This window comes from Lactobacillus sp. RTP31084st1_F9_RTP31084_210423 (assembly GCF_040919545.1).
Taxonomy (GTDB): Bacteria; Bacillota; Bacilli; order Lactobacillales; family Lactobacillaceae; genus Lactobacillus; species Lactobacillus paragasseri.
This window is the reverse complement of sequence record NZ_JBCOVH010000004.1, coordinates 130050-136597: the sequence shown is the minus strand read 5'-3', so window position 1 is coordinate 136597 and position 6548 is coordinate 130050. Positions and strand designations below refer to the sequence as shown.

The window sequence follows — 6548 nt, the reverse complement described above, 5'->3', positions numbered from 1 at the left end:
GCTTTATAAGCTGCGTTAATTGCAGCAGCTCCTTCTTCTGGAGTTCTAGTCCCCATCCGCATAACGCCTAAAGCAATAGCTGGAATATCTAAACTTGTTTTTCCTAATTTTGTTGTTTTCATTTTCTTTATCTTTTCTATTTTTATGCAAACGATTACATTTAAATGATACAAATATTTATAAGCTACGTGAAGTTTTTTCAACAAAAAAAGCCATTTTTAATGCAACAATGTAACATTAAAAATGGCTAATTCTTTAATCTTCGTCTTTTACTACTTTGATTCTATGAACTGCAATTAGCGACATAAAGATACCGAAGAAAACACCTGAAATCAAACATGTAGGAATCATTATCCAGGTCCACGAACCATCGCTATAACTAGTTAAGAATTCTAAGATTAACATCAATATGCCAAAGATTGCTCCGGATATCATTCCTTTTGTCCATGCAGCTTTTTTAGCCTCAGGTAATTCGTCTTTCTCTACTTCATTATCTGTCAATCTCGCCTTTCTAGATTGCTGCATTATGTATAAGTTAACTGCCATTAGCATTACAAAAAAGCTACCAGAAAGGAAAAGATATGCCACATCAGCTTTATACATCGAAAACAAAACCAGAGAAATTAAAAATGCTACATCCATCCCTAAAAAGAAAATAAAAAATGCCCTATTTCCAATTTGATTCATAACTTGACGTTTCTGCTCATCAAGTGGACCAGAAATTCCGTACCAAAATTTCATATATTTTTCGAATCTAGTTTCCTTTGCTTCCATCTTTAACATCTCCATCCCAGAATAATGTATTTAAATCTGTATCTAACTCATGCGCTAATTTCAAACATAAATCTAAAGAAGGATTATATTTATCATTTTCAATTAAATTTATTGTTTGCCTAGCAACATCTATCCTTTTAGCTAATGCCATCTGTGATAAGCCTTTTTGCTTTCGATATTCTTTAACTCTATTCATGGCAATTCTTTCCATCATTCTTATAAGTCATATATATGTGACTTTTTATACTTTAAGTATAACATTTATTTCAGAATTGTCAATTATATATGACATATTTTGTTAACAAACAGGTAGATCTATAAATACTAAGCTTTATTCTGATACTCCATTAGTTAAATCATTGACCATCCAATTACGTATTGAACCACAGCAATAAAAAACTAAAACAAGGCGTATTACGTAAACTTATTTCAGTTCTCTAGTGTATTAATTAAAAATGATGCCAATTATAAACGCTATTGCTATTAAGGAAATTAGTAGTTTTTTCATATTCAGATAATTATGCTTTTGATATAATTGCTGTAACCGCTTTAAAAGTAAGGAGTAAATTATGATTAAGACAATTTTATTCGATGTAGATGGCACTATTGTTGATACACAAAAGGTTGTTCTTTCCACATTCAAAGAGGTTATTAAAGAATATTTAAATGCAAATGTTAATATTAACGATTTAGCCTTTGCATTGGGAATTCCTGGAAGAGATGCCATTAAGCATTTTACTAATAATAAAGTATTGATCAATAAAATGGCTAAAAGTTGGTCTGAAAAAGCTAGTAACCGAGTTAATGAAGATACATTATTTAATAATATCCCCGAAACTATCAAATCTCTATCTCAAGAGGGAATTACTTTAGGAATTGTTACTTCAAAAACTAAACAAGAGTATATTAATGAAGTCAGTCACTTTGGACTAGATGACTATTTCGATGTAATTGTTACTGCAAGTGATACTAAGAATCATAAACCTAATCCTGAACCATTAAATTTCGCAATAAGTAAACTTGGTGTAGATCGTACTGAAACGCTTTATGTAGGTGATACCAAATATGATATGTTAACTGCTAACGCTGCTAAAGTGAAATTTGCTTTAGCCAATTGGGGAGCACATGAAGAACTTCCTGAAGCAGATTATCAATTAAATAACCCAATTAATTTAGAAGAAATAGTTAAAGGATAATTATTTAGTACTACAATTGGCTAATAAATTAATTACTTTATCTCATCTTGAACGTGTCAAAAAATATAATAGCTCAAACAAAAAAGGATTATTTCTAATACTGAAGATAATCCTTTTCAAATACCCTAAACACAAAAAAACAGGCTTAACGCTTGCTCCCAAACCTTTTTATTCTAGTTCAAAGCAAAGAAAAAGCTATCAAATCAGTATTTTAAGAAATGATTTGATAGCTTTTAATTAAATATGAGCATAAAAAATGCTGACTAAAGGATTCGAACCTTCGACCTCATCATTACTAGTGACGTGCTCTGCCAACTGAGCTAAGTCAGCCTGTTTATATGACAATTATGTATTTAACCATATTATCTGTTTCTGTACAAGATATTTTTTTACTTTTTACTTAAATGATTATCCAACTAAATCTGGGCTACAATAAAGACGTATCTGTTATATAGAAGGGACTAATTATGGTAAGTTTAACATCACTTTCAACTGAATTAGATTGGTTACTACGAATTTTAGTTGCCGCTCTTTGTGGAACAGCAATCGGCTATGAACGTGCCACTCAAAGAAAAAGTGCAGGTATCAGAACTCATATGGTTGTTGCTGTCGCCTCTGCTCTATTTATGCTGGTTTCTAAATATGGTTTCTTTGACCTATTATCGTTACATGATATTTCGCTTGATCCATCAAGAATTGCGGCTCAAATTGTAACTGGGATTTCCTTTATTGGTGCCGGTACAATCCTAGTTAGACGAGAACAAATTTCTGGTTTAACTACTGCAGCTGGTGTTTGGGCAACTGCTGCAATCGGTATGGCAGTTGGTGCTGGAATGTATGTCATCGGAATTGTCAGCACAGTCTTTTTATTCATTATCCAAATTATTTTTCACGATGATACATTCATTAACTTTATTATTCTTCATGTTCGTTTCAATGTTCAAATTGAAGCTAATAATCATCCAGATATTCTTAATGAATTGAAAAAAGAACTATCCTTAAACGAAGTTGAACAAATTTCTATCAAAATTATTGACGTAACTTCTGAACATATTGTTGTTAATGTCGACGGAGTAATTAGAAATAGAAAAGACGAAAATGATATTATTCTAGCTCTTGAAAAAGACCAAAATATTCGCCGAATTAATTCTACTCACGGCGCAAAATAAAATTATAGAAACCGTTTTCAAAATATGCTAAGATATGTGTGTAACTTAATATACTAAGTTACACACTTTTTTTGAATATTAATTGTATAGAATATTGAGGATTTATTATGAGCTACATTTATACTTTACGTTATGTTTTCGATCCACGTACTAATACGCCTGAAAAAGATAGAAAACTTTTAGATTTTGTACAAAAAGCCAAAATTGATGACGTGGCTTTTATTATTAATGGCGAAGAATTAAACCACAGTCATCTAACTAAGGAAGAAACACAAGTCTGGCTTGATGCGATTATCCCCCTACAAAAGCAATTAGCTAAGCTTGATGTTACTACGAGTCTAAATCCATGGACAACTATTATGCACTCCGATCGCGGATTTAGCGTTAATCCTGAGATTGGCTTTAATACTTTTGTCGATATTAATGGCAATCAAGCTAAAGATATGGCTTGTCCAGCAGATCCAACTTGGCGTAAGTATTTAGCTGATAGGTATGCTCAATATGCTTCGATTCATCCACGTCGTTTATGGATGGAAGATGACTTTCGGCACTATAACCATACTCCATTAAAGTTAATGTGTTTTTGTGACTACCATATGAAGCTATATCAAGAAAAATTGGGTAAAACAGAAAGCCGTGCAGAATTTGTTAAAAATATGCTTAAGCCTGGCGAACCTACTATTGAACGAAAAATTTATCTTGATCAAGCACGTAAGGAAATGATCGAAAACGAACACTTAATTGAACAAGCAGTTCACAAAGTGAGCCCTAATACTGATTTAGGACAAATGACTTCGTTTCCTGATTGGCATGCTATTGAAGGTAGAGACTGGCCTAGTTTATTTGACGCCCAAGCAGGTCCTGGACATCCTCGCGTAGCACGTCCACACTTACCGTCCTATAACGAAGTTGCTCCTTTAATTTATGGTCGTAAATTTGAAGAATATAGTCGAACTACGGCTGCCTTCTTAGGACCTCGGGCTGAGCTTTACCCAGAATTGGAAAATTCAATGTGGACGCCGCAAGTAAAATCTAATACCTTTATCGCATTTCAAATTATTACCACAGCACTCCTCGGAGCCAAAGGCATTATGCTTAATATCTTTGACATGATGGGCAATGGCGTAAACGAAGATTGGGGCTATGACAAAATGCTAGCTGACATTAAGCCTTTTGCCTCTGCCCTAGCTAGCCATCGCCTTAATATGCAAAAATTACGTGGTATTAAAGTTTTGGTAGATCAAGACTCTGCTTATACTGCTCACACAACTTTTGGAAAAGAACCAGAAGAGCTACTTCCACATGAAAAGAATTGGGCTAGCTTATTAGCAAGTTTCGGTTTTGCGACAACTATTCTTCCCGTTCAAAATGACCTTGCAATTGAAAATCAAACTATTGCAATTGCTGGTCAATTATTACGCAACCTTTCAAATGAACAAATCACTAATCTAATCACTAAAAATACAGTTCTACTTGACGGTGAAAGTATCCAGGTTTTACTAGACAGAAAGCTAGGTAATCTACTTCATATTCAAAGTGCTAAATGGCATCCATGCAAGAGTGGCTATCAATCATTTGAACAAGCTGATGGCACAACTGTTCAAGGCGTTAAGAACCCTCGTATTACGATGCTACAACATACAGGCAACTATCTACAGTTAGACTATCAAACAGATAGCAATGTTAAGATTTGGAGTTCAGCCTATAATTCGATCGACCAAAAGCTCGGAAACTTCATGGCTGTTATTGATGATCACATAATTGTATTACCAATGGATCAAGATCCAAAACACGGTTGGGAATCACAATTTTCATCTTATAAACAAGGATTAATGCAACAAATTATGGCTAGCGTTGAACCAATTGACTATTTAATCAATATGCCTCACGTCAAATTAAACATTCAAGAAAACGGTAAAATTGTCTGGCTAGCCAATTTCAACTTAGATGGTTACCAAGAGATCAACTGGCATTTAAGTAAACCTCTACCTTCTAATACAGCTACTTTAATTCGACGACGCAATAATAGTGTTGAAAAAGAAGCAGTAAAAATTGAGGTAACAGATAATGTTGCTTCAATTAAGGCTCCTTTATCTCCTCTTGAAACTATCCAATTAATATTCTAATCACTAAGAAGAGCAACTTAGCTCTTCTTTTTTGTTGCTTCTAATTAGCACTAAGCGTCCTCTTTTGTCTTTAATCAAAAAAGCATTAAAATGAAAGTACTATATCCGTTAACGAAAGGACTTTTATCTTGGGTAAAATACTTGATTATGTTCGCTGGCGGGGTGATCTAACATTAGATCGGGAACCATTTAATAGTTTAGATGCAGGTCTTTTTGCTGCTTTTGCTTATCTTCCTTTTGATTCCAGTGTTAAAGGTCATACGCTTGAGGCAGCTACAAAACGCTTAATACAAAAGAAAACCTTAATTCACTCAGATAAATTAGAGGCAGAACTAGTAAACTTAAGTGACCGCTATAAAAATATGCATTTTCTCGATTGGTCACACCTTTCTCAGAAAAAGCCACCCGTCCAGTTCACTGCAATGACAATTGAGCTAGATTCAGAAACTATTCTAGTGGCTTACCGCGGAACTGATGGTTCGATGGTAGGTCTAAATGAAGACGTCGATATGAGTTATCAACCAGAAATCTTTGGTCAAAGCGTAGCAGCAGATTATCTAGATAAAATGGCCCAAGCCTATCCTGATAAGAAAATCTACACAGTAGGCCATTCAAAAGGTGGAAATTTTGCCGCTTATGCACTTTATGCAGCTTCTCCTAGCCTTCAAGACAGAGTAATTAAGGCTTATAGCTTCGATGGTCCTGGTTTCATGAAAGAAATGTATAACCAGATTGAATTTCAACGCGTAATTCCAAAAATGATGACTTATGTTCCTGAAGGATCAATTTTTGGAATGATGCTTGACCATCCAGAACGCGTTATCGTAGTTAAAAGTAGAATGAAACATTTAATGAAGCAACATAATCCTTTACATTGGGAAGTAGCACGAAATAGTTTTGTAATGGCGCCAGGTTTAAGCAATGCAAGCAGAATTATTAGAAGTACTTTTATCTCTTGGAATACCAAGATTCCACGTGAAAAACGTGAAGCTTTCTGGTTAGCCTTCTTTACTGCTTTAGAGTCACAAAAAATTACTGAAGCTAGTCAACTAACAACTAATAAAATTCGTGGTGCAATTCAATTTAGCCATGCCTATCTTGCTCTTGATCCTGACGCACGTTTAATTGCTAATGAGATTATCTCTGACATTACGCCAACCGCTCGTCAGTACATCAATCTCCCTTTTCTTAGCCATAATGAACACTTAGAACCACTAGGCAATGACTCAAGCAAAGGTCCAATTGTTGATGACTCTTACGATGGTAGTTAATCATATGTTTCA

6 protein-coding genes, 1 tRNA gene and 1 pseudogene are annotated in these 6548 nt (G+C 34.3%); 4 read left to right on the top strand and 4 right to left on the bottom strand.

The window, feature by feature from the left end; translation table 11 throughout:
* The 3 genes and pseudogenes from AB5359_RS09010 to AB5359_RS09000 form a co-directional block, all read right to left on the bottom strand.
* Nucleotides 1-206, bottom strand: a pseudogene (locus AB5359_RS09010) (aldo/keto reductase); the annotation flags it as partial.
* A gap of 49 nt (nucleotides 207-255) precedes the next feature.
* A complete protein-coding gene (locus AB5359_RS09005; RefSeq protein WP_048685841.1) occupies nucleotides 256-774 on the bottom strand; it encodes a DUF3278 domain-containing protein in 519 nt (172 codons plus the stop codon).
* Nucleotides 755-970: a helix-turn-helix transcriptional regulator gene (locus AB5359_RS09000; protein WP_048685842.1), complete on the bottom strand. Its 216-nt coding sequence runs from the start codon at nucleotides 968-970 to the stop codon at nucleotides 755-757. Before AB5359_RS09000 ends, AB5359_RS09005 begins: the two co-directional genes overlap by 20 nt.
* A 373-nt stretch (nucleotides 971-1343) precedes the next feature.
* On the opposite strand from AB5359_RS09000, the gene AB5359_RS08995 reads away from it, so the two are divergent.
* Nucleotides 1344-1970 (top strand): HAD family hydrolase, encoded by a 627-nt coding sequence (locus tag AB5359_RS08995; RefSeq protein ID WP_003656876.1) that lies wholly within the window; start codon nucleotides 1344-1346, stop codon nucleotides 1968-1970.
* A 257-nt stretch (nucleotides 1971-2227) separates the two neighbouring features.
* On the opposite strand, the gene AB5359_RS08990 is transcribed toward AB5359_RS08995, so the two are convergent.
* A tRNA-Thr gene (locus tag AB5359_RS08990) sits at nucleotides 2228-2300 on the bottom strand.
* A 137-nt stretch (nucleotides 2301-2437) separates the two neighbouring features.
* Between AB5359_RS08990 and AB5359_RS08985 the strand changes: the two genes are divergently transcribed.
* From AB5359_RS08985 to AB5359_RS08975, 3 genes are all read left to right on the top strand, one after another.
* The gene (locus tag AB5359_RS08985; protein WP_003656878.1) at nucleotides 2438-3139 is read left to right on the top strand and encodes an MgtC/SapB family protein; all 702 of its coding nucleotides are present in this window, start codon (nucleotides 2438-2440) and stop codon (nucleotides 3137-3139) included.
* Between the two features lie 107 nt (nucleotides 3140-3246).
* Entirely contained in the window at nucleotides 3247-5265 is a 2019-nt protein-coding gene (locus AB5359_RS08980; protein ID WP_048685845.1) for a hypothetical protein, read from the top strand.
* A 128-nt stretch (nucleotides 5266-5393) separates the two neighbouring features.
* A complete protein-coding gene (locus tag AB5359_RS08975; protein WP_368279803.1) occupies nucleotides 5394-6536 on the top strand; it encodes an Mbeg1-like protein in 1143 nt (380 codons plus the stop codon).
* Nucleotides 6537-6548: the final 12 nt, after the last annotated feature.